The organism is Achromobacter sp. ACM02 (assembly GCF_014851605.1).
GTDB classification, from domain to species: Bacteria; Pseudomonadota; Gammaproteobacteria; order Burkholderiales; family Burkholderiaceae_B; genus Achromobacter; species Achromobacter aegrifaciens.
In genome coordinates this window covers 196,481-216,366 of the sequence record NZ_JACUZY010000010.1, presented here as the reverse complement: position 1 = coordinate 216,366, position 19,886 = coordinate 196,481, and the positions used below count along the sequence as shown (strand labels likewise).

General features: G+C 66.7%; 16 protein-coding genes. 9 read left to right on the top strand and 7 right to left on the bottom strand.

The features are described 5' to 3' along the window. Positions 1 to 53: 53 nt before the first annotated feature. Positions 54 to 998 carry a LysR family transcriptional regulator gene (locus IB258_RS26895; RefSeq protein ID WP_054453496.1) on the bottom strand — a complete coding sequence of 315 codons (945 nt, stop codon included), beginning with the start codon at positions 996 to 998 and terminating at the stop codon, positions 54 to 56. A 130-nt stretch (positions 999 to 1,128) separates the two neighbouring features. Here IB258_RS26895 and IB258_RS26890 point away from each other — a divergent pair, with 130 nt between their 5' ends. Further along, positions 1,129 to 2,100, top strand: coding sequence for a tripartite tricarboxylate transporter substrate binding protein (locus IB258_RS26890; protein ID WP_175161621.1), 972 nt, complete (start codon positions 1,129 to 1,131; stop codon positions 2,098 to 2,100). Positions 2,101 to 2,289: 189 nt separating this feature from the next. Further along, positions 2,290 to 3,795: a tripartite tricarboxylate transporter permease gene (locus IB258_RS26885; RefSeq protein ID WP_192330847.1), complete on the top strand. Its 1,506-nt coding sequence runs from the start codon at positions 2,290 to 2,292 to the stop codon at positions 3,793 to 3,795. Between the two features lie 112 nt (positions 3,796 to 3,907). Here IB258_RS26885 and IB258_RS26880 read toward each other — a convergent pair whose 3' ends face one another. From IB258_RS26880 to IB258_RS26870, 3 genes are all read right to left on the bottom strand, one after another. After that, complete coding sequence (locus IB258_RS26880) at positions 3,908 to 5,257, bottom strand: heavy metal sensor histidine kinase (RefSeq protein ID WP_054453491.1); 1,350 nt, start codon at positions 5,255 to 5,257, stop codon at positions 3,908 to 3,910. Beyond that, a complete protein-coding gene (locus IB258_RS26875) occupies positions 5,257 to 5,946 on the bottom strand; it encodes a heavy metal response regulator transcription factor (RefSeq protein WP_054453490.1) in 690 nt (229 codons plus the stop codon). The genes IB258_RS26880 and IB258_RS26875 overlap by 1 nt, the downstream gene beginning before the upstream one ends. Before the next feature lie 152 nt (positions 5,947 to 6,098). Then, on the bottom strand, positions 6,099 to 6,440 hold the full coding sequence (locus tag IB258_RS26870; protein WP_119449588.1) for a DUF4148 domain-containing protein: 342 nt from the start codon (positions 6,438 to 6,440) through the stop codon (positions 6,099 to 6,101). Between the two features lie 227 nt (positions 6,441 to 6,667). Here IB258_RS26870 and IB258_RS26865 point away from each other — a divergent pair, with 227 nt between their 5' ends. From IB258_RS26865 to IB258_RS26845, 5 genes are read left to right on the top strand one after another with little or no spacing between them, the layout of a single operon-like run. After that, a complete protein-coding gene (locus IB258_RS26865) occupies positions 6,668 to 7,930 on the top strand; it encodes a TolC family protein (RefSeq protein ID WP_192353427.1) in 1,263 nt (420 codons plus the stop codon). A 15-nt stretch (positions 7,931 to 7,945) separates the two neighbouring features. After that, positions 7,946 to 9,130 (top strand): efflux RND transporter periplasmic adaptor subunit, encoded by a 1,185-nt coding sequence (locus tag IB258_RS26860; protein WP_054453485.1) that lies wholly within the window; start codon positions 7,946 to 7,948, stop codon positions 9,128 to 9,130. A gap of 13 nt (positions 9,131 to 9,143) precedes the next feature. Next, positions 9,144 to 12,314 carry a CusA/CzcA family heavy metal efflux RND transporter gene (locus IB258_RS26855; RefSeq protein ID WP_192353426.1) on the top strand — a complete coding sequence of 1,057 codons (3,171 nt, stop codon included), beginning with the start codon at positions 9,144 to 9,146 and terminating at the stop codon, positions 12,312 to 12,314. A gap of 21 nt (positions 12,315 to 12,335) precedes the next feature. Then, positions 12,336 to 13,361: a glycosyltransferase family 2 protein gene (locus IB258_RS26850; RefSeq protein WP_192353425.1), complete on the top strand. Its 1,026-nt coding sequence runs from the start codon at positions 12,336 to 12,338 to the stop codon at positions 13,359 to 13,361. Continuing rightward, complete coding sequence (locus IB258_RS26845; protein ID WP_192353424.1) at positions 13,352 to 14,902, top strand: glycosyltransferase family 39 protein; 1,551 nt, start codon at positions 13,352 to 13,354, stop codon at positions 14,900 to 14,902. Before IB258_RS26850 ends, IB258_RS26845 begins: the two co-directional genes overlap by 10 nt. Here IB258_RS26845 and ggt read toward each other — a convergent pair. Both ggt and IB258_RS26835 read right to left on the bottom strand, forming a co-directional pair. Next, entirely contained in the window at positions 14,851 to 16,446 is a 1,596-nt protein-coding gene (gene ggt, locus IB258_RS26840) for a gamma-glutamyltransferase (protein WP_225590526.1), read from the bottom strand. The genes IB258_RS26845 and ggt overlap by 52 nt on opposite strands. Positions 16,447 to 16,471: 25 nt before the next feature. After that, the gene (locus tag IB258_RS26835; RefSeq protein ID WP_054453478.1) at positions 16,472 to 17,446 is read right to left on the bottom strand and encodes a tripartite tricarboxylate transporter substrate binding protein; all 975 of its coding nucleotides are present in this window, start codon (positions 17,444 to 17,446) and stop codon (positions 16,472 to 16,474) included. Between the two features lie 174 nt (positions 17,447 to 17,620). Between IB258_RS26835 and IB258_RS26830 the strand changes: the two genes are divergently transcribed. Then, the gene (locus IB258_RS26830) at positions 17,621 to 18,277 is read left to right on the top strand and encodes a GntR family transcriptional regulator (RefSeq protein ID WP_175161655.1); all 657 of its coding nucleotides are present in this window, start codon (positions 17,621 to 17,623) and stop codon (positions 18,275 to 18,277) included. Positions 18,278 to 18,329: 52 nt separating this feature from the next. Further along, positions 18,330 to 18,818 carry a cupin domain-containing protein gene (locus tag IB258_RS26825; RefSeq protein ID WP_175161657.1) on the top strand — a complete coding sequence of 163 codons (489 nt, stop codon included), beginning with the start codon at positions 18,330 to 18,332 and terminating at the stop codon, positions 18,816 to 18,818. Here the strand turns inward: IB258_RS26825 and IB258_RS26820 are convergent. Further along, complete coding sequence (locus IB258_RS26820) at positions 18,815 to 19,699, bottom strand: DMT family transporter (protein ID WP_192353452.1); 885 nt, start codon at positions 19,697 to 19,699, stop codon at positions 18,815 to 18,817. The genes IB258_RS26825 and IB258_RS26820 overlap by 4 nt on opposite strands. Positions 19,700 to 19,886: the final 187 nt, after the last annotated feature.

The window sequence follows — 19,886 nt, the reverse complement described above, 5'->3', positions numbered from 1 at the left end:
TCAAAGATTGGTATCAGTGATTATCACTGTTGTGAATGATTTGTCGGTACGGATCAGTACGGATGGGACTCTGCCGGCTGCGCCTGGTCGAACACCATTCCTTGCGCCTGGCAGACCTTGAGTATCTCTTCGCGCAGCCAGCGATGCGCGGGGATGTTGTCCGAGCGTTCATGCCAGATCAGGTTGACCGTGCGCGGCGCGAACGGGAAAGGCGCCTCGACGGCTTCCAGCAGATGGCTGTAGGGGCTGTTGCGCACGGTGTTCAGCGGCACCACGCAGATCAGGTCGGTTTCGGCCAGCAGGCGCGGCGCCAGGGCGAACTGGTTGATGGTGAGCACCACGTTGCGCTTGTAGCCGTGGGGCGCGAGCTCATGGTCGATCAGGGTCGGCGTGCCCAGCAGGCTGACCATCAGATGGCGCGCGCGCAGGAAGCTGTCCAGCGTGAAGCGTGGCTGCGCCAGCAGCGGGTGGCCCTTGCGCATGGCGCAGACGTAGGTCAGCGTTTCCAGCGGCAGGGTGCGCAGGGACGAACCGAAGTTCGAATACACGCCCGCCGCCATGTCGACTTCGCCTTTTTCCAGCAGCACGCCGGCGTTGTCCAGCGAGTAGGGATGCAGATGGATGCGGACATTGGGCGCCACCGTCTGCTGCTCCACGAACAGCGGCCGGATGACCTGGTCCGCCACGTAGTCGGACATGGCCATGCGGAACACGGCCTCGGAACGCGCCGGGTCGAAATCGTTGCGCTCCAGCGTGTCGGCGATGCGGGCCAGCGCGTCGCGGATCGGGGGCCACAGCAGTTCGGCGCGCTGCGTGGGCAGCACGCCGCCCTGGATCTTCACGAACAGCGGATCCTTCAAGGTCAGGCGCAGCCGGTTGATGGCGTTGCTGACCGCGGGCTGCGTCATGTGCAGCGCGGAGGCCGCGCGCGTGACGTTGCGTTCGGTCATGACCGCATCGAAGATGCGCAGCAGGTTCAAGTCCATCGAGGTCAGCATCGCAGTCCTGGGTGATTATCAACATTGGTGATAGAGATCTATTTTAATTGTTGATTAGCCATATAACGCGGGACCGCTTAATCTTCCCCGGGTGCAAGCGCAGTCGATACACCACGAGGGGAAATCATTGATGGTCAAGCATCTGAAAACTCTGGCCGCTGCCTGTCTGGCGGCCGGGATCGCCGCGCCCGCGATGGCCGCGGACACCTATCCCAGCAAGCCGATCACGATCGTCCTGCCCTACGCGACGGGCGGGTCCGCCGACATGCTGGCGCGCTTCGCCGCGCAGGCTTTACAGACTGAACTGGGCAAGCCGGCCATCGTCGAGGCCAAGCCGGGCGCGGGCGGCGTGCTGGGCACCGAGTTCGTCTCGCGCGCCGAGCCGGACGGCTACACGCTGGCGTTGACTGCGAGCGGCACCATGGCCGTCAACCCCTACGTCTACAAGCTGCGCTACAAGCCGCTGGAAGACTTCAAGCAGATCACGGTACTGGTCGACCTGCCTTTCGTGGTGGTCACGAACAATGAATTCCCCGCCAAGAATCTCAAGGAATTCATCGACTACGGCCGCAAGAACCCGAACAAGATCACCTTCGGCAATGCCGGCCTGGGCACCCAGCAACACCTGACCCAACTCATGTTTGCGCGCGCCGCCGGCATGCAGGTCAACATCGTGCCCTACAAGGGCAGCAGCCCGGCCATGAACGACCTGCTGGGCGGCCATATCGACGCGGTGCTGGACAATACCGGCGTGCAGACGCCCTTCATCAAGGCAGGCAAGGTGCGGCCCTTGTTCGTCACGAACCCGGAACGCGTGGCGGCCTTGCCCGATGTGCCCACCGCGCCAGAAGCCGGCCTGCCCGGGTTCTCCGCGGTCGCCTGGTTCGGCCTGGCCGCGCCCAAGGGCACGCCGGACGAGATCGTCGACAAGATCCAGCAGGCCCTGGCGCGCGAGTTCGCCAAGCCGGAAATGAAGCAGCGCCTGCTGGACCTGGCGATGATTCCGCGCGTGTCCACGCCGGCCGAGACCACGGCCCGTGTGAAGAGCGACCTGGAAACCTTTGGCAAGATCGCCAAAGAGGTCGACCTGAAGCCGATGTGACGGGACGGCTTTGCCGCGTCAGCGGCATGGCCTTCTTGCGCGCCACGGCGGATGGCGCGCGCAGCGTTCAAGCGCGCCGATCCGCCCTGATCTCACCGATCTCCAGTCCGTAAAAACCCGGGTTTCTTGGCTTTTTATATCGCACTACGATCTATTTTCGTATGACGATAAAAACACCAAGGAGCGGGGATGGAACTTATCGATAACCTCATGCTGGGGTTCTCCGTGGCGTTCACGCCGGAGAACCTGCTGTATGCGCTGTTGGGATGCGTCCTGGGCACGCTGGTGGGCGTGTTGCCTGGCTTGGGCCCTGTGCCCACCATCGCGATGCTGCTGCCGATCACCTATGTGCTGCCGCCCGTTGCGGGGCTGATCATGCTGGCGGGCATCTACTACGGGACACAGTACGGCGGCTCGACCACCGCCATACTCGTCAACCTGCCAGGCGAGACATCGGCGGTCGTCACCGTGCTCGACGGCCACCAGATGGCCCGCAACGGCCGAGGCGGCGCCGCGCTGTCGCTGGCCGCCATCGGCTCCTTCTTCGCGGGCTCTGTGGCCACCATGCTGATCGCGGCATTCGCGCCGCCGCTGGCCGAGGTCGCGTTCAAGTTCGGGCCGGCCGAGTACTTCTCGCTGATGACGCTGGGCCTGGTCGGGGCGGTGGTGCTGGCTTCGGGCTCGCTGGTCAAGGCGATCTGCATGATCCTGTTGGGGCTGCTGCTCGGCCTGGTTGGGACGGACGTCAATTCGGGCGTCGCCCGATATGACTTCGGCATCCCGGAGCTGCAGGACGGCATCAATTTCGCGATCGTGGCGATGGGTGTGTTCGGCTTTGCCGAGATCATGAACAACCTGGAACTGAAGGACAAGCGGGTCGAGATCACGGACAAGGTGGGTTCGCTGTATCCCAACCGGCAGGAGGTCCGCGAGGCGGCGCCCGCGATCGTGCGCGGCACCGCGGTCGGGTCGATGCTGGGCATCCTCCCCGGAGGCGGCTCGGTGCTGTCGGCCTTCGCTTCCTACACTCTGGAAAAGAAGCTGTCCAAGGAACCCGGGCGTTTCGGCAAAGGCCACCCGGCCGGCCTGGCCGGGCCGGAGTCGGCCAACAATGCGGGGGCGCAGACGTCGTTCATCCCCTTGCTGACGTTGGGCATCCCGGGCAACGCGGTGATGGCGCTGATGGTGGGCGCGATGACCATCCACAACATCCAGCCCGGCCCCCAGGTCATGACCAGCCATCCCGACCTGTTCTGGGGCCTGATCGCATCGATGTGGATCGGCAACCTGATGCTGGTCATCCTCAACCTGCCGCTGGTCGGGCTTTGGGTCAAGCTGCTCAAGGTTCCCTACCGCGTCCTGTTTCCGGCGATTCTGGTGTTCTGCACGATTGGGGTGTATTCGCTTAACTACAACACCTTCGATTTGTACATGACGGCCTTCTTCGGGGTCGTCGGCTACATCTGGAGCAAGCTGCGCTGCGAGGGCGCGCCGCTTCTGCTTGGCTTGGTGCTCGGCCCGATGATGGAAGAGAACTTCCGCCGCGCGCTGTTGTTGTCGCGCGGCGATTTCACGACATTCGTGGAACGGCCGCTGTCCGCGTCCCTGCTGGGCGCGGCTGTGGTGCTGGTCGTGCTGGTCGCGCTGCCGAACATCCGCAAAAAGCGCGAAGAAGCGTTTGTCGAAGAGGACTGAGGCCGGGCCGCTTCCGCCTTTCGGCGGACCGGCCGTACTTTAGGCTGAAGACGTCCGGCTCCTGCGATCCGCGGTACAGATTGTCCATGCCCGGGCGCTTCCACAGCGCCAATCAGGTTTCTGTACTGTCGGCCGCCGCGATGCTGAAGCCTATGGCGGTGGTCCGGTTGGCCGATCTGGCGTAGCTGCGGCCGCCGTGCATGCGGGCGATGGCGGCGACGATGGCCAATCCCAGTCCATGATGGTTGGCATCGAACTCGCGGGAGGTGTCGCTGCGGTAGAAGCGGTAGAAAAGCCGTGGCAGATGTTCTTCCGGTATGGGTTCGCCGGTGTTGCGCACGGCGATCAGGATTTCGCCAGCGTCGCCGCGGGAGATATCGACCTCGATCACGCTGCCGGGAGCTGCATAGCGTACCGCGTTCGAGACCAGGTTCGACACGGCGCGCTGGAACAGCGCGCGATCGACTTGTGCCGACGCATCGCCCACCACCGCGATATCGACCCCCGCGTCCAGGGCCTCGGCCTCGTGGTATTGCGTCACCTCCTGGACGATGGCGGCCAGGCTGGCCTGCCAGCTGCCCCGGGCCTGCGCGCCGCGGTCGGCCTGCGACAGGAACAGCATGTCGTTGACGATGCTGGAGAGACGCTGCAGTTCTTCCAGGTTGGAACCCAGCGTTTCGCGCAAGGCCTGCGGCGACGGGCGCGTGCTCAGCGCCAGCTCGGTCTCGCCGATCAGCGTTGCGAGTGGCGTGCGCATCTCGTGGGCCACGTCGGCATTGAATCCCTCCATCTGCACGTAGGCGCGCTCCAGCCGCTGCAGCACGGCGTTGAACTGGCGCACCAGGGGCCGGATCTCGCAGGGCTGGCCGCTTTCGTCGAGCCGTTCGCCGATGCGGTCCGGGGCTAGCTGCGCGGCCTGCTTGCCCAGCGCGTCCAGCGGCGCCAGCCCTCTGCGCACCAGCAGGGTTCCGACCGCCGCCACGACGATGGCGCCGGCCAGGGCGCAGGCGAACAAGGTCCAGGCCAGCGCCTTGCGCAGGAGGATATCGCTGGAGATGTCCAGCACCAGTTCGGCGTTCATGGCGTCGCCGGGCGCGCCGGGAAAGGGCAGCGTGAAAGCGATGCGCCGCTCATGCTTGAAGTCGTTGTCGCCGGCGATGGGGCTGCCGTAGTAGACCTTTTCGCCGTCGATCTCCAACACCAGCGAAAAATCGGGGCGGCCATAGAAGAAGTCGCTGAGCTTGTGGCGCAAGCGGGTGGAGTCCTGGCTGGCGGCGTTTTCCTCGACCAGGTGCCGTACGACCTCGACCTTCTGCTGCAGCAAGGCTTCCTGGCGGCTGGCCAGGTTGAGGTTGGTCGCGTAATAGACCACCGCGCATACCAGGCCGAGCGCGATGAAAGTCTGGATCGCCAGCCAGCGCGACAGCCAGCGGTGCAGCGATTTGGGGCGCTGCCCGGGCATCAGTCGCTCCGCGGTTCCAGCACGTAGCCCATGCCGCGCACGGTGTGCAGCAGTTTCTTGTCGAAGGGTTCGTCGACCTTGCCGCGCAGGCGGCGGATCGCGACTTCGACCACGTTGGTGTTGCTGTTGAAGTTGATGTCCCACACCTGTTCGGCCAGCTCCAGCCGCGACAGGACTTCGCCTTGCTTGCGCATCAGCAGGGCCAGCAGGGTGAATTCCTTGGCGGTCAGGTCCAGCCGCACGCCGTCGCGGCTGGCGCGCCGGCGCAGCAGGTCCAGTTCCAGCCCGTCGATGCGCAGCACGTTCTGGGCGATGGTCTCGGTCTGGCCGTGGCCGCTGCGCCGGCCCAGCGCCAGCACGCGGGCCAGCAGTTCCGACAAGGCGAAAGGCTTGGCCAGGTAGTCGTCGGCCCCGTCGCGCAGGCCCTTGACGCGATCTTCGAGCTTGTCGCGCGCGGTCAGCATCAGGACGGGGACGCGGCTGGTCTTGCGGATCTCGGCCAGCACCGAAAAGCCGTCCATGGCGGGCAGCATCACGTCCAGCAGGACCAGGTCGTACTGGCTTTCACGCACCAGATGCAGTCCGGTGACGCCGTCCTGGGCCACGTCGACCACGTAGTTGTGTTCGGTCAGCGCTCGCCGCAAGTACTCGGCGAGTTTTTTTTCGTCTTCGATTACGAGTACTTTCATGTCAGCGGAAATAAAAAGAGTGCGCGGAAGTCCTCGGATGCTGCGTCTATTCTAGGCGGAATCGTTCTGGGGAATAAACGCAAACAGGGCGGCCCAGCCGCCCTGCGCAGCGCCGGCGGGCACGCGGGGCGCGTGCGCCACGGGCCCGGCGCTCAGCCCGGGGTGTAGATCTCGTCCAGGCGGGCGCGTTCGGCCGGCGTCATGGCTTCCAGCTCCGCCATCGCGTCGGCGCGGGTTCGGGAGGTACCCTGCTTGGCCCAGCCCGGCTTGGCGGCGTTCAGATTGGTCAGAAACCACTGCTTCGGGTCGGACTTGGCCACGGCCAATTCGGTCTTCACCTCGTCGCGCGTCTTGCCGCTGACGGCGTGGTCCGGCGCGATGGCGTAGCCGATCTCCGTGTTGGTCTGGTGCCAGGTGCTCGATGCGCTGGCGGCAAAAGGAAGGGCCAGGGCGGAACCCAGGGCGAGGGCAGCGGTAACGGTTTTGGTCTTCATGGATATCTCCCAGGTTGAGCGCGGCGCCGGTCGCGGTGTTGCGTCAGGCGCATACACGCTGTTTGTGTAGCGACGGTGACACTCTACGGACCCATGCCCGTCAATTCGCCGACGCCCTGATTACGTTTTCGTAAGGCCGCGAACCTTACGGAAATGTCATTTTTCTGTCGCTCGATTGACGAACCCATCTGGATACATTGCCGGCTCGCCCCTTTCCTGGTTGAACCATGCATGTATCCGCTATGCCGCTGATCCTGGCGGCCTCGATGATCGCCGCGTCTGCTGCCGCATCCGCGCAGAACGCGGGCGCAGCCCGAACTTCCGTACCCACGGCGCAGAGCGAGAACGGTGTCGTGCTGACGCTGGAGCGCGCCCTGGCCGCGGCGCTCGAACGCAATCCCGGGTTTGCCGCGGCGAAGAACGAGGCCGCGGCGAGCGAGGGCCTGCTCACGCAGGCGGGCGTGCTGCCCAACCCTTCCATCGACGTGAGCGTGGACGACACGCAATCGGCCACGCGCACCACCACCGCCATGTTGAACGTCCCGCTGGAAACCGGCGGCAAGCGCGCCGCGCGGGTCAAGGCGGCTGAGCTGTCCAGGGACATGGCGCGCCAGGGCGTCGCGGACACGCGGGCCGGCCTGCGCGCGGCAGTCATCGCGGCCTATTTCGATGTGGCGGTGGCGCAGGAGTCCGTGCGCGTGACGCGCGGCACCGTGGATATCGCCAGCGGCGCCTTGCGGCTGGCGGAGAGGCGCGTGGCCGCGGGCAAGGCGCCGCCACTGGAGGGCAGCAAGGCCCAGGTCGCGTTGGCCAGCGCGCGCATCGAGGCGCGCGCGGCCGAGGCTGCGCTGCTGGGCGCACGCCGCAAGCTCGGCCTGCTGTGGGGCGAAGCAGAGCCGGGTTTTGCCAGCGTGGGCGCGGATCTGAACGCATTGCCGGAACGGGCGTCGATAGACGAGTTGCGGGCAGGCCTGGCCGCATCGCCCAGGATGCAGGGCGGCAAGCTTGCCGTTGACCTGGGGCAGGCGCAGCTGGAAGTCGAGAAGAGCAAGCGCTTTCCCGACATCACGCTGAGCGCCGGCGTGGCCCGCGACAACGAAGCGGGCCGCGACAAGGCCCAGCTTGGCGTGTCCATTCCGCTGCCGATCTTCGACCGCAACCAGGGCAATGTCTACGCCGCCACCATGCAGGCCTACAAGGCGCAGGACCAATACCGCGAGCTGGAATCCGGCCTGATGGGAGAACTGTTGCAGGCCGTGACCCGATTCGATCTGGCAGCGGGTTCCGCGCGCGAGTATCGGAGCGCCGTGCTGCCGGGGGCCACCCAGGCCTATGAGGCTGCGCGCAAAGGCTTCGAGGCGGGGAAGTTCGGCTTCCTGGAAGTGCTGGACGCGCAGCGCACCCTCTCCGACGGAAACATCGCCTACCTGACGGTGCTGGCATCCGTGTACCAGGCTTCCGCGGATATAGACCGCATTCTCGGACGTTGAAACGAGCATAAGAAAATGGCAAAGCACAAGAGCAAGCAACCCCCCAAGATGTGGACCGCGGCCGGCCTGTGCGCGGCGCTGCTGTTGGCGTCCGTGTATCCGGCGCAGGCGGCAGGCGAGGCGGAACACGGACATGCCGAGACCGGGCAGGGCGAGCAGGCCGAGAAGGAACAGGAAAAAATCGCGCTCACGCCCGAGCAGATCGCGGTGGCCGGCATCAAGTCCGAGGTCGCTGCGCCCGCCGCGCTGGCGACATCGGCGCAGTTCCCCGGCGAGATCAAGTTCAATGCGGACCGGACCGCGCACGTGGTGCCGCGCATGGCCGGCGTGGTGCAAAGCGTGTCGGCCGACCTGGGCCAGCAGGTCAAGAAGGGCGAACTGCTGGCCGTCTTGTCCAGCTCGGCGCTGTCCGAGTTGCGCAGCGAATGGCTGGCGGCGGCCAAGCGGCGCGACCTGGCCGCCCAGACCCACAGGCGCGAACTGCGCCTGTGGCAGGAAAAGGTATCAGCGGAACAGGACTACCAGGCGGCCCGCACCGCGCTGCAGGAGGCGGAAATCGCCGTGCAGAACGCGGAGCAGAAATTGCGCACCGTGGGCGCCGAGCCGCGCTCCAAGGACCTGGGCAGCCTGGAGATCCGCGCGCCCTTTGACGGCGTGGTGGTGGAAAAGCACATCGCGCTGGGCGAAGCCTTGCCCGACAACGCCAGCATCTTCACCTTGTCGGACCTGCGCACCGTCTGGGCCGAATTCGTGATCGCGCCCAAGGATTTGCAGGATGTACGCGTGGGCGAAGCGGCCAGCGTGAGCTCCGCCGCGTTCGCCGGCAAGGCCGAGGGCACGGTCTCGTACATCGGCTCGCTGCTGGGGCAGCAGACGCGCACGGCCACTGCGCGCGTCACACTGGAGAATCCGGACATGGCCTGGCGTCCAGGGCTTTTCGTTTCCGTCGACGTGGTCACGCGGATGTCGGACGCCGCGGTGACGGTGGCGGCCGACGCGGTCCAGACCATCGACAACCAGCCTGCCGTGTTCGTGGAGGCGCCCGGCGGCTTTGTGGTGCAGCCGGTGAAGCTGGGCAAGGCTTCGAATGACCGGGTAGAGGTGCTGTCTGGGCTTGCCCCCGGTACGCGCTATGCCGTCGAGAACACCTTCGTCCTCAAGTCGGAGCTGGGCAAGGCCGGCGCCGAGCACGCACACTGAGCCGGGGCGGAACATGTTTGAACGCTTGATCCGTTTCGCCATTGAGCAGCGCTGGCTGGTGCTGTTCGTCACCCTGGGCATGGCCGCCATCGGCGTCTACAACTATTCCCGGCTCGCCATCGACGCGGTGCCGGACATCACCAACGTCCAGGTCCAGATCAATGCCGGGGCGCCTGGGTACTCGCCGCTGGAGACCGAGCAGCGCATCACCTATCCGATAGAGACGGTGATGGCCGGCCTGCCGGGGTTGCAGCAGACGCGCTCGCTATCGCGCTATGGCCTGTCGCAGGTGACCGTTATCTTCAAGGACGGCACCGACATCTATTTCGCCCGCCAGCTGGTGAACCAGCGCCTGCAGGAAGCGAAGGAAAACTTGCCCGAAGGCGTGACGCCCATGATGGGGCCGATATCCTCGGGCCTGGGCGAGATCTACTTGTGGACGGTGGAGGCGCAGGACGATGCCAGGAAACCCGACGGCACACCCTACACCCCCATGGACCTGCGCGAGATCCAGGACTGGATCATCAAGCCGCAGCTGCGCAATATTCCCGGGGTCACCGAGATCAACGCCATCGGCGGCTATGCCAAGGAGTACCAGGTAGCGCCCAGCACCGAGAAGCTGGCCTCCTACGGCCTGGCGCTGACCGACATCATGGCCGCGCTGGACAGGAACAACGCCAACACCGGTGCGGGCTACATCGAACGCAAGGGGGAGCAGTACCTGATCCGGGCGCCCGGGCAGGTCCGGTCCATGGACGACATCCGCGACGTGGTGCTGGCAACCGTGGAGGGCCAGGCGATCCGGATACGCGACGTGGCCGAGGTGTCCATCGGGCGCGAGCTGCGCACGGGGGCGGCGACCAGCAACGGCGAGGAGGTGGTGCTGGGCACGGTGTTCATGCTGATAGGCGAGAACAGCCGCGCGGTGTCCCAAGCCGTGTCCGTCAAGCTGGAAGCCATCAATAAATCGCTGCCGGCGGGCGTGCAGGCGGTGACGGTCTACGACCGCACCACCCTGATCGACAAGGCCATCGCCACCGTCAAGAAGAACCTGCTGGAAGGCGCGGCGCTGGTCATCGTCATCCTGTTCGTGTTCCTGGGGAACATCCGCGCGGCGCTGATCACGGCGATGATCATCCCGCTGTCCATGCTGTTTACCTTCACCGGCATGGTGAGCTACAAGGTCAGCGCCAACCTGATGAGCCTGGGCGCGCTGGACTTCGGCATCATCGTCGACGGCGCGGTCGTCATCGTGGAGAACTGCGTGCGGCGCCTGAGCCACGCGCGGGCGCACCATGGCAGGCCGCTCACGCGCAGCGAACGCTTCCACGAGGTGTTCGCGGCCGCGCGCGAGGCCCGCAGGCCGCTGCTGTTCGGCCAGTTGATCATCATGGTCGTGTACCTGCCGATCTTCGCCCTGAGCGGGGTGGAAGGACGCATGTTCCATCCCATGGCGCTGACCGTGGTGCTGGCGCTGCTGGGGGCGATGATCCTGTCCGTGACCTTCGTGCCGGCCGCCGTGGCGCTGTTCATGGGGAACAACGTCTCCGAAAAGGAGAATCGCCTGATGGCCTGGGCCAAGCGCCGCTACGAGCCCCTGCTCGACGTCGCGCTGCGCCGCACGCCGCTGATCCTGGCGGGAGCAACCGTCTTGGTGGTGTTGAGCGGGGTGCTGGCGGCGCGCATGGGCAGCGAGTTCATCCCCAACCTGAACGAAGGCGACATGGCGATCCAGGCGCTGCGGATCCCGGGCACCAGCCTCACGCAGTCAGTCGAGATGCAGAAGCAACTGGAGACCAGGCTGAAGCAGAAGTTCCCGGAGATCGAGCGCGTGTTCGCCCGCACCGGCACCGCGGAGATCGCCTCCGATGCCATGCCGCCCAGCATTTCCGACGGCTACATCATGCTCAAGCCGATGGACCAGTGGCCCAGCCCCAGGAAGACCCGCGCCGAACTGCTGGCGGCGATCCAGGAGGAAGCCAGCCAGGTTCCCGGCAGCAACTATGAGTTCTCCCAGCCCATCCAGCTGCGCTTCAACGAGCTGATCTCGGGCGTGCGCAGCGACGTGGCGGTGAAGGTGTTCGGCGATGACAACGACGTGCTGAATCGTACGGCAGCAGAGATCGCCGAGGTCTTGCAGACGATACCGGGCGCTTCGGAAGTGAAAGTCGAGCAGACCACCGGGCTGCCGATGCTGACGGTCAACATCGACCGCGCCCGCGCCGCGCGTTACGGGCTGAGCATGGCGGACGTGCAGGACACGCTGGCCATCGCCGTGGGAGGTCGAGAGGCGGGGACCTTTTTTCAGGGAGACCGGCGCTTCGACATCGTGGTGCGTCTGCCCGAAACCGTGCGCGAGAACCTGTCCGCGTTGAAGAAGCTGCCCATTGCCCTGCCCAGGCAGGACGGGCAGGCGCAGGCCGCCTACATCCCGCTGAGCGAGGTCGCCACCTTCGATCTGGCGCCGGGCCCCAACCAGATCTCGCGCGAGGACGGCAAGCGCCGCATCGTGGTCAGCGCCAACGTGCGCGGCCGCGACCTGGGCACGTTCGTGTCCGAGGCCACCGTGGCCATCGGGCAAAAGGTGCAGGTGCCGGCGGGCTACTGGACCTCCTGGGGCGGCACCTTCGAGCAGTTGCAATCCGCGGCCAAGCGCCTGCAGATCGTGGTGCCGGCGGCGCTGGTGCTGGTGTTCGCGTTGCTGTTCGCGATGTTCGGCAACGTCAAGGACGGGTTGCTGGTGTTCACCGGTATCCCCTTCGCGCTGACCGGCGGCGTGATCGCCTTGTGGATGCGCGGCATACCGTTGTCCATAACCGCCGCGGTGGGCTTCATCGCGCTGTGCGGCGTAGCGGTGCTGAACGGCCTGGTGATGCTGTCGTTCATCAGCGGCCTGCGCGTGGAAGGCAAGTCCGTGGCCGAGGCCGTGCGTATCGGGGCGCTGACGCGCCTGCGTCCGGTGCTGATGACGGCGCTGGTGGCCTCGCTGGGCTTCGTGCCGATGGCGATCGCCACCGGCACGGGCGCCGAGGTCCAGCGTCCGCTGGCCACCGTGGTGATCGGCGGCATCATCTCTTCCACCATCCTCACGTTGCTGGTACTGCCGGCCCTTTACCGCCTGGCGCACAGGAACGACGACGCCGACGAACTTGAACTGTCGAAACCGGCCTTGGCCCGGGAGTAGGTCCGTTACGGAGGCGATCCGATGAATGCCAGACCCGATCTCGATATCGCTGTGCTGGGCTCAATCAGCCCGATACAGCTATCCGTCATCATTCCATTCCTCAACGAAATGGAGGTGCTGCCGGCCTGCCACGAACGCCTGCGGCGGGTCTTGAAGACGTTGGGGCTGTCCTACGAGATCGTGTTCGTCGACGACGGCAGCAGCGACGGCAGCGCCGAATACCTGCAGGCCCTGCTGCGCGAGGAACGCGGCATCAAGCTGGTCAGGCTGAGCCGGAATTTCGGCAAGGAGGCCGCGATGACAGCAGGGATAGAACATGCGGCCGGAGCCGCGGTCATCATGCTGGATGCCGATCTGCAGGATCCGCCCGAGGCCATCCCCGCCATGGTGCGGGCCTGGAAAGAGGGCGCCGACGTCGTCAGCATGCGGCGGCGCAGCCGCGCGGGGGAAAGCGTCCTGAAGCGGTTTTCCGCCTATGCCTACTACAGGCTGCTGAGCCGCTTGAGCAAGGCCGCGATCCCGCCCGACACCGGCGATTTCCGGCTGATGAGCCGGCGCGCCGTGACGGCGCTGCTGCAGCTGCCCGAACGGTGCCGCTACATGAAGGGCCTGTACGCCTGGGTGGGCATGCCGACCCGGATCATCGATTACGACCGCGAGCCCCGCGCCGCTGGCGTCACCAAATGGAGCTACCTGGCGCTGTTCCGCCTGGCCATGGAAGGCATCACCTCGTTCTCCACCGCGCCCCTGCGCTGGGCGACGGGGCTGGGAGCGGCCGCGGCCCTGGGCGGCGCGGTCTTCGGCGCCGCCATCATCTTCAAGACCCTGATGTTCGGCGATGACGTCGCCGGCTATCCCTCGCTGATGGCGATGATGACCTTCATGGGCGGCGTGCAACTCATCACCATCGGTCTGTTGGGCGAGTACGTGGGCAAGACCTATATGGAAAGCAAGCAGCGGCCGGTCTATCTGGTGCGCGACGTGCAGCACAGCGGAGCGGCGGGCATGGCGGCATCGGGCCATGGGAGGGATGTGGCTTGCAGCTGAGCGCGCGGACCATGGCCGCCGGGCTGGCGGCGATACTGGGCGTGCGCCTCTTGGCGATGGTCCTGGTGCCATTCGCCGACACGTCCGAGCCACGCTATGCGGAGATCGCCAGGCTGATGGCGGAAACGGGCGACTGGATCACGCCCTGGTTCGCACCGGGCGTGCCGTTCTGGGGCAAGCCCCCGTTGGGGTTCTGGGCCGAGGCGCTGTCGATCCGGTTGCTGGGGTTGAGCGAATTCAGCATCAGGCTGCCGTCGCTGCTGGCCACGGCGGCGATGCTTGCCATTCTTCATGCGCTGGGGCGTCGCCTGTTTACGCTACAGGCCGCCAGATGGACCGTGCTGGTGTACGCATCCATGTTCCTGCCCCTGGTCGCGGCCGGGGCAGTGTTGACCGATCCGTTCCTTGCCCTGGGCGTCACGCTGAGCGTGGCGTCATTCATCCTGGCGCGCGGGCCGGCGGCGGGGTTCTGGCGCTACGGATTTTTCCTGGGACTGGCGATCGGCCTGTTGTCCAAGGGACCACTGGCCGTGGTGTTGGTGGCGGGCGCCATCGTGCCCTGGATGCTGTGGCATGGGAACGTCCGGGCCAGCCTGCGGCGCCTGCCATGGGCGGCGGGAAGCGTGATGACGGCGGTCCTGGTGTTGCCCTGGTACGTGGCGGCGGAGATCAAGACGCCGGGCTTCATCCAGTACTTCATCGTGGGCGAGCACGTCCTGCGCTTCGTGGATCCGGGCTGGACCGGGGATCTCTACGGCTCGGCGCACAGCCGACCCTACGGCGCCATCTGGCTGGACGGGATTGTGGCGTCGTTGCCATGGGGAGTGTTTGGCGTCTGGCTGCTTGCCCGACGCTGGCGCGGGCCGGTGCGGCGGGCCGGCAGATGGCTGCGCCGGCCACGCTGGACCTATCTGTTGGCCTGGGGCGCGGCCACGCCGCTCTTCTTCACCCTGTCGGGCAACATCCTGTGGACCTACGCGCTGCCGGCCTTGCCGCCGCTGGCCTTGGCGATAGGCGCATGCCTGAGCCGCGCCCGCGCCCTGGCGCCAGCCCGCGTGGCGACGGCCTGCATGGCGTTGGGGCCGATTGCGGTGATTGTTTTCTGCGGCTTGCTGCTGGCCAAGCCGGAGCGGCTCAAAACGGAAAAACACCTTGTCGCCCGGGCCGACGCGCTGATGGCGCCCGGCGAAAAGCTCTACTTCGTCGACAGCCTGCCGTTCTCGGCGCGCTACTACTCGCGGGGCGCGGCCGCACGGGTGCCGCTGGAAGGTTTGGAGGCCGTATTGCCCAAGGACGGCAGGGTATTCCTGGCAGTGGAAAAAGCGGATCTGCGGCGAGTGCGCGAGCAGACGGGCGTGGAGCTTGAGCCGGTCTACAGCAGCCGGCGCTACGTCTTGGTGATCGCGGGTACGCCGGCAGATCGCCGCCGGAGGCCGGCGGCGATGGCTTTATCGTCAAGGGCCGGGCCTGGATCCGGGCCCGGCCAGACTCAGAAGCCGACGGCCTGGCCGTCGCGGCGCGAGTCTGACGCCGCCACGTAGCCGCCTTGCGGCAGGCGGCAGATCAGCTGCGCCGAACCGAATTCCAGGCTGTCGGCGGGCGCCACGGCGACGTTGTGGCCGCGTGCGCGCAGCGCGTCGACCACGTCCGCCGGCAAGTGCGATTCCACATTGACCACCGGGCCTTTTTCCACGCGGAAGCGCGGCGCGTCGCTCATGGCCTGCGGGTTCTGGCCGAACGCCGCCAGGCGCGTGACCATTTGCAGATGGCCCTGGGCCTGCATCGATCCGCCCATCACGCCGAACGACATCAGCGGCTGGCCGCCGCGCGTGACGAAGGCGGGGATGATGGTGTGCATCGGCTTCTTGCGCGGCGCGACCTGATTGGCGTGGCCGGGCGTCAACACGAAGTTCAGGCCGCGGTTGTGCAGGCTGATGCCGGTGTCGGGCACCACCACGCCGGAACCGAAGCCGTGGTAGTTGGACTGGATGAAGGACACCATGGTGCCGCTGGCGTCGGCCGCCGTCAGGTACACGGTGCCGCCGGTGGCGGGCGTGCCCGCGACCGGCACGCTGGCGCGGTCCATGGAAATCTGGCGCGCGCGCTCGGCCAGGTAGCTGCGGTCCTGCAGGGCGGCGGCGCTGGTGCGCATGTGGCGCGGATCGGCGACGTGGTGGTGCAGGTCCGCGAACGCCAGCTTCATCGCTTCGATGCTGACGTGGTAGTAGTCCGCGCTGTCGCGGCCCATGCTTTCCAGGTCGAACTGTTCCAGCATGCCCAGCGCCATCAGCGCCGAGATGCCCTGGCCGCTGGGCGGGATCTCGTGCAGTTCGTAGCCGCGGAACGATTGCGAGATTGGCGTGACCCATTCGGGACGGTGCTCCGCCAGGTCCTCGGCACTGAGCGCGCCGCCGGTCTGGCGCGCGAAGTCGGCGATCTTGCGGGCGAGCTCGCCGCGGTAGAAGCTCTCGCCGCCGCTTTCGGCGATGGCGCGCAGCGTCTTGCCCTGCGCGGGAAAGCGCCACCATTCGCCGGCCTGCGGCGCACGGCCCTCGGGCAGGAAGGCGGCGGCAAAGCCTGGCTCCTGCGCCAGCTTGGGCGCTTGCGTGGCCCACTGGCGGGCGATGGTGGGCGATACCGCGAACCCTTCCTCGGCATAGGCGATGGCGGGTTCGAACAACTGCGCGAAAGGCAGCTTGCCGAAGCGCTCCGACAGCGCCTTCCACCCCGCGACCTGGCCCGGCACGGTCACCGTGCCCCAGCCGGTGCCGGGCATGGCGTCGCGGTCGGCGAAGTACTCCGGCGTCCACGCGGCGGGCGCGCAGCCGCTGGAGTTCAGGCCATGCAGCTGGCCGTCATGCCAGACCAGCGCGAACATGTCGCCGCCGATGCCGTTCATGACGGGTTCGACCACTGTCAGCGCGATGGCGGTGGCGATGGCGCTGTCCACGGCGTTGCCGCCGGCCAGCAGCATGCGCAGCCCGGCTTGGGCCGCCAGCGGCTGGCTGGTGGCGACCGCGTTGGCGGCCAGGACCGGCATCTTCCGGGATGCGTAGGGGAAAGACCAATCGAAGGGTAAGGACATGGAAACGGGGAACTCGTAGTGAAAATTACTGCGGCGTGATGCCGGCCTGATCGATCAGCTGCTTGGTGCGCGGGATTTCGGCCTTGATGAAGGCGGCGAATTCCTCGCGGCTGCCGCCGCGGGGCTCCGCGCCAGCTTCCGCGAGCTTACTGCGCAGCGCCGGATCGGCAAGCACTTTGTTGACGGCGCGGTTGAGCTTGTCGAGCACCGGAGCGGGCGTGCCTTCGGGCGCGACCAGACCGTACCACGGCGCGATGTCGTAGCCGGCGTAGCCCTGTTCCGCGATCGTGGGAATCTCGGGCGCCAGCGCCGAGCGCTTGGCGTTGGACATGCCCAGCGCCAGCAGCGCGCCGCTCTTGGCCTGGGGCAGGCCGGTCATGATGGTGTCGAAGTACATCGAGACCTGGCCGCTGAGCAGCGCGGGGATGGCTTCGCCGGCGCCCTTGTACGGCACGTGCAGGATGTCGATGCCGGCCACGGACTTGAGCATTTCGCCCGCCATGTGCGAAGTCGTGCCGGTGCCGAACGAGGCGTAGGTCAGTTTGCCCGGGTTGGCGCGGGCGTAGGCCACCATTTCCGGCAAGGTCTTGAACGGCTGCGACGGATTGGCCAGCAGGATGTTGGGGGTGTACGCCACCATGGACACCAGCGCGAAAGCGTCGGGGTCGTAGGACAGGCGCTTTTGCAGGAAGCGGTTGGTGACGATGGCGGCGGGGCCGCCCATCAACAGCGTGTAACCGTCGGGCGTTGCGCGTGCCACCGAAGCGCTGCCGATAGCCGCCGCGGCGCCCGGACGGGCTTCGACGACGAAGGGCTGGCCCAGTTCCGTCGACAGCGCGGCGCCCAGTTGGCGCGAAATCAGGTCGGTGGCGGAACCGGCCTGGAAGGGCACGACGATGCGCACCGGATGCTGCGGCCAGTCGGTCGCCTGGGCGCCCGCTTGGGCGGCAAAGGCCACGGCGGCGGCGCCTGCCAGCGCCCGGATGAAACGAAACTTCATGAATTCCCCTTGATCGCGTTATGGAGTGCGTGCAGGGATTAGACGCAAGTGGGCGATGCAAGGCCATTAGGATTTGCATCCATGGATCACTGGATCCAATTTGTGTTATTTTTGCGGTTATCTATCATGGCGGCTTTCGTGGGCCTATCCGTCGGCCCTAGCCCCGGGACTCCAATGCTGCAATTCCAAAAGACAGCCATCAGCGCCGAAGACGAGGCCTACCTGCATCTGCAGCGCGAAATCCGCCTGGGCCGCTACGCGCCCGGCCAGCGCCTGGTGCCCGAGGTGGTCGCGGCCGAAATCGGTACCAGCCGCATGCCGGTACGCGGCGCGCTGCGCCGGCTGGCCTCGGAAGGATTGGTCGAGATCCGCGCCAACCGCGGCGCGGTGGTGCGCGGCCTGAATCAGCAGGAAATGCTGGAAGTGTTCGAAATGCGGTCCGTGCTGGAAGGCCTGGCCATGCGTAACGCGGTGCTGCACATGGGCGCCGAGCATATCCGCCGCCTGGCGCTGCTGCTGGAACAGCTGGAGCAGGGGCCGGGCGAACACCTGGACTGGATCACCGCGCATCGCGAATTCCACGAATACCTGTGCAGCTTCTGCCAGCAGCCGCGCCTGCTGCGCCAGATCTCGGAGCTGCATTCCGTCGTCGAGCCCTATATGCGCCTGTGGGTGGCCCAGCCCGGCCGCGTCCTGCGCGTGCGCGAATCGCACCAGGAATTGATCGCCGCGTTGCAGACGCGCGACCCGGCGCGTTGCGAAGCGGCCATGCGCCAGCATGTGCTGAACACGGTGCCCGCCCTGCAGGCGTTTCTGGAGCAGGCGGCCTAGGACGCGCGGCTTTGTTCTAGACTGGCGCCATCCTCTACGCGCCCGTCCCGCCATGACCGCATCCGCCGATCTCATCCGCCGCCTGGACCTGCTGCCGCACCCCGAAGGCGGCTACTACCGCGAAACCTATCGCGCCGCCGATGCCGTGACGCGCGGCGACGGCGCGCGCCGCTCGGCCAGCACCGCCATCTATTACCTGCTATGCGACGGCGCCTGGTCGACCTGGCACCGCATCCGGTCCGACGAACTCTGGCATTTCCATGCGGGCGGCGCGCTGCTAGTCCACGTGCTGGCGCCGGACGGCGCTTACCGCTGCTTGCGGCTGGGCGACGCGCTGAAGGACCCTGAGGCCGCGTTCCAGGCGGTCGTGCCGGCCGGCAGTTGGTTCGCGGCAGAATTGGCCGACCCCGCCGGCTATGCGCTGGCCGGCTGCACGGTGGCGCCTGGCTTCGAGTTCAGCGAGTTCGAGTTGGCCGACGCCGCCGACCTGCAACGGCTGTACCCCGCGCAGGCCGGGGTGATCGCGCGCCTGGCCCGCTAGTCGGCGCCCTGTGCTTGCGGTTTTTTCCTGCGGGTGAACTTGGCCTCGCTTGCCAGTACGCCCGCCACGATCAGGCCGGCGCCTACCAACGCCAGCGCCGGGAGCCGGTCGCCGGCCAGGCGTCCCACGATGCCGCCCCACACAGGCTCGCCGGCATAGATGACGGTGGCCCGGGTTGGAGGCACCGACTTCTGCGCCCAGTTCATGGTCAGCTGGATGATGGCACTGGCCAGTCCCAGGCCGATGGCCGCGCCCGCCCACAGCCATGAGAATTCGGGCACCGCTTCGCCCATCACGGGCATCAGCGCGAACGACACCAGGCCTGCCGTCAACAACTGCACGAAGGTGACGCGGCGGCTGTCGACCTTCTTGGCATAGTGGCCGATCAGGATGATCTCCGCGGCGATCGCCGCGGCTCCGGCAAGCGTGGCCGCTTCGCCCACGCTGAAATTCAGCGCGCCCGCCTGCGGACCCGCCAGCAGGATCAGGCCCGCGAAGGCCAGCGCCACACCCACCCAGCTCATCAGGCCTGGCGGCTTCTTCAGCACGGCCCATTGCAGCAGCGGCACGATGGGCACGTACATCGCCGTGATGAAGGCGGACTGGCTGCTGGTGATGGTCTGCAAGCCGTAGGTCTGCAGGAAGTAGCCCAGGAACAGGGCGCAGCCGATGGCGATGCCGGCGCCGACCTCCTGGCGGGTGATCGCAGCCATGTGCTTGCGGAACATCAGCAGCGCCATCAGGCCGGCGATGGTGAAACGCACGCCCACGAAGAACAGCGGTCCGCTGTGCTGCATGGCGATGTGGATGATGAGGAAGGTGCTGCCCCACAGCATGGTGACCAGCACCAGCGCGATTTCCTGGCGGGACAGGGCGAACATCGAGGTCTTGGACTTCACGGTCTGCTTCGGGCGCGACGAAATGGCGAGCACTATACAGCGCTTCGGTGACCGCTCACCGAACAGATTCCCGGATTCCGGGCGGAGCAGGCATATAGCCAGGAGTAATATGACGCGTCCGGCGTCGTCAGGCCGCCGGAGACGACAAGCCGGTGCACGCCTCGTTCTT

Bases quoted from the DNA above. Each gene is read 5' to 3' on its own strand.
- IB258_RS26895 (WP_054453496.1), bottom strand. From the start codon at position 998: ATGCTGACCTCGATGGACTTGAACCTGCTGCGCATCTTCGATGCGGTC.
- IB258_RS26890 (WP_175161621.1), top strand. From the start codon at position 1,129: ATGGTCAAGCATCTGAAAACTCTGGCCGCTGCCTGTCTGGCGGCCGGG.
- IB258_RS26885 (WP_192330847.1), top strand. From the start codon at position 2,290: ATGGAACTTATCGATAACCTCATGCTGGGGTTCTCCGTGGCGTTCACG.
- IB258_RS26880 (WP_054453491.1), bottom strand. From the start codon at position 5,257: ATGCCCGGGCAGCGCCCCAAATCGCTGCACCGCTGGCTGTCGCGCTGG.
- IB258_RS26875 (WP_054453490.1), bottom strand. From the start codon at position 5,946: ATGAAAGTACTCGTAATCGAAGACGAAAAAAAACTCGCCGAGTACTTG.
- IB258_RS26870 (WP_119449588.1), bottom strand. From the start codon at position 6,440: ATGAAGACCAAAACCGTTACCGCTGCCCTCGCCCTGGGTTCCGCCCTG.
- IB258_RS26865 (WP_192353427.1), top strand. From the start codon at position 6,668: ATGCATGTATCCGCTATGCCGCTGATCCTGGCGGCCTCGATGATCGCC.
- IB258_RS26860 (WP_054453485.1), top strand. From the start codon at position 7,946: ATGGCAAAGCACAAGAGCAAGCAACCCCCCAAGATGTGGACCGCGGCC.
- IB258_RS26855 (WP_192353426.1), top strand. From the start codon at position 9,144: ATGTTTGAACGCTTGATCCGTTTCGCCATTGAGCAGCGCTGGCTGGTG.
- IB258_RS26850 (WP_192353425.1), top strand. From the start codon at position 12,336: ATGAATGCCAGACCCGATCTCGATATCGCTGTGCTGGGCTCAATCAGC.
- ggt (WP_225590526.1), bottom strand. From the start codon at position 16,446: ATGTCCTTACCCTTCGATTGGTCTTTCCCCTACGCATCCCGGAAGATG.
- IB258_RS26835 (WP_054453478.1), bottom strand. From the start codon at position 17,446: ATGAAGTTTCGTTTCATCCGGGCGCTGGCAGGCGCCGCCGCCGTGGCC.
- IB258_RS26830 (WP_175161655.1), top strand. From the start codon at position 17,621: ATGCTGCAATTCCAAAAGACAGCCATCAGCGCCGAAGACGAGGCCTAC.
- IB258_RS26825 (WP_175161657.1), top strand. From the start codon at position 18,330: ATGACCGCATCCGCCGATCTCATCCGCCGCCTGGACCTGCTGCCGCAC.
- IB258_RS26820 (WP_192353452.1), bottom strand. From the start codon at position 19,699: ATGTTCGCCCTGTCCCGCCAGGAAATCGCGCTGGTGCTGGTCACCATG.